The organism is Modestobacter sp. SYSU DS0511, from assembly GCF_054050755.1.
In genome coordinates this window covers 1-2126 of record NZ_JBJGZY010000075.1, presented here as the reverse complement: position 1 = coordinate 2126, position 2126 = coordinate 1, and the positions used below count along the sequence as shown (strand labels likewise).

The window sequence follows — 2126 nt, the reverse complement described above, 5'->3', positions numbered from 1 at the left end:
GATATCCAGATACCTACAAAGATGCTCGCGTCCACTGTGCAGTTCTCAAACGACGAACAGTCACCCCGCAACACCCACCACCAGACCCAGCACCCCACCCCCAACACGAGGCAGACCACCAGCGGTATGACGAGCACGAAGCCCTGCCACCAGAGACAACCACCCACCCCCACACACCCACAGGTGCACCAGGAGCGGCCCGTTCCCTCAGGACCCAACAGCGTGCCTACGACCAGCCAACCCGACCACCACGTTCCACACCCCTCCACAGAAGAGGCCGTACTAGCAGCAACCAGAATCAACCAACCGAACTAGCCAGTGTTCCACCCGTGAGCGACACCCCAGACACCAGCAGCCACCCACAACCGGGCGACCATCACGGCCTGAGCGTGACTCTGGACCAACCACCCAGGACGAACCCGGCAATGATCGGCCAGTGCTCCTTAGAAAGGAGGTGATCCAGCCGCACCTTCCGGTACGGCTACCTTGTTACGACTTCGTCCCAATCGCCGATCCCGCCTTCGACGGCTCCCTCCACAAGGGTTGGGCCACCGGCTTCGGGCGTTACCGACTTTCGTGACGTGACGGGCGGTGTGTACAAGGCCCGGGAACGTATTCACCGCAGCGTTGCTGATCTGCGATTACTAGCGACTCCAACTTCATGGGGTCGAGTTGCAGACCCCAATCCGAACTGAGACCGGCTTTTTGGGATTCGCTCCACCTCGCGGTATCGCAGCCCTTTGTACCGGCCATTGTAGCATGTTTGCAGCCCTAGACATAAGGGGCATGATGATTTGACGTCATCCCCACCTTCCTCCGAGTTGACCCCGGCAGTCTCCTATGAGTCCCCACCATCACGTGCTGGCAACATAGGACGAGGGTTGCGCTCGTTGCGGGACTTAACCCAACATCTCACGACACGAGCTGACGACAACCATGCACCACCTGTGCACGACGCCAAAGGCACCCCGTATCTCTACGAGATTTCCGTGCATGTCAAGCCTAGGTAAGGTTCTTCGCGTTGCATCGAATTAAGCAACATGCTCCGCCGCTTGTGCGGGCCCCCGTCAATTCCTTTGAGTTTTAGCCTTGCGGCCGTACTCCCCAGGCGGGGCGCTTAATGCGTTAGCTGCGGCACGGAGACCGTGGAATGGCCCCCACACCTAGCGCCCAACGTTTACGGCGTGGACTACCAGGGTATCTAATCCTGTTCGCTCCCCACGCTTTCGCTCCTCAGCGTCAGTAACTGCCCAGAGACCCGCCTTCGCCACCGGTGTTCCTCCTGATATCTGCGCATTTCACCGCTACACCAGGAATTCCAGTCTCCCCTGCAGTACTCCAGTCTGCCCGTATCGACTGCAGGCCCGAGGTTGAGCCTCGGGTTTTCACAGCCGACGCGACAGACCGCCTACGAGCTCTTTACGCCCAATAATTCCGGACAACGCTTGCACCCTACGTATTACCGCGGCTGCTGGCACGTAGTTGGCCGGTGCTTCTTCTGTAGGTACCGTCACTTGCGCTTCGTCCCTACTGAAAGAGGTTTACAACCCGAAGGCCGTCATCCCTCACGCGGCGTCGCTGCGTCAGGCTTTCGCCCATTGCGCAATATTCCCCACTGCTGCCTCCCGTAGGAGTCTGGGCCGTGTCTCAGTCCCAGTGTGGCCGGTCACCCTCTCAGGCCGGCTACCCGTCGTCGCCTTGGTAGGCCACTACCCCACCAACAAGCTGATAGGCCGCGGGCCCATCCTCAGCCGATGAATCTTTCCACCACCAGACCATGCGGTCAGCGGTCACATCCGGTATTAGCACCAATTTCTTGGAGTTATCCCAGAGCTGAGGGCAGGTTGCCCACGTGTTACTCACCCGTTCGCCGCTAGGGCACCCCCCGAAGGAGGGCCTCGCTCGACTTGCATGTGTTAAGCACGCCGCCAGCGTTCGTCCTGAGCCAGGATCAAACTCTCCGTAGATGAATTCAACCCACGGCTGAGAACCGAGAGCTAGCACTCTCGATGTCAATCAACCAAAGGAATCCCCAACCCGATCGCAGAACGACCAGGCCGAATGGGGGTTTAACTATATGGCACTGACTTTCGGCACGCTGTTGAGTTCTCAAGGAGCGGACGCGC

Annotated in this window: 1 rRNA gene; it reads right to left on the bottom strand. The window is 59.4% G+C overall.

The annotated features are described in order from the left end of the window. Positions 1 to 447 precede the first annotated feature (447 nt). Positions 448 to 1967 (bottom strand): 16S ribosomal RNA (locus tag ACI783_RS19760). Between the last annotated feature and the right edge of the window lie 159 nt (positions 1968 to 2126).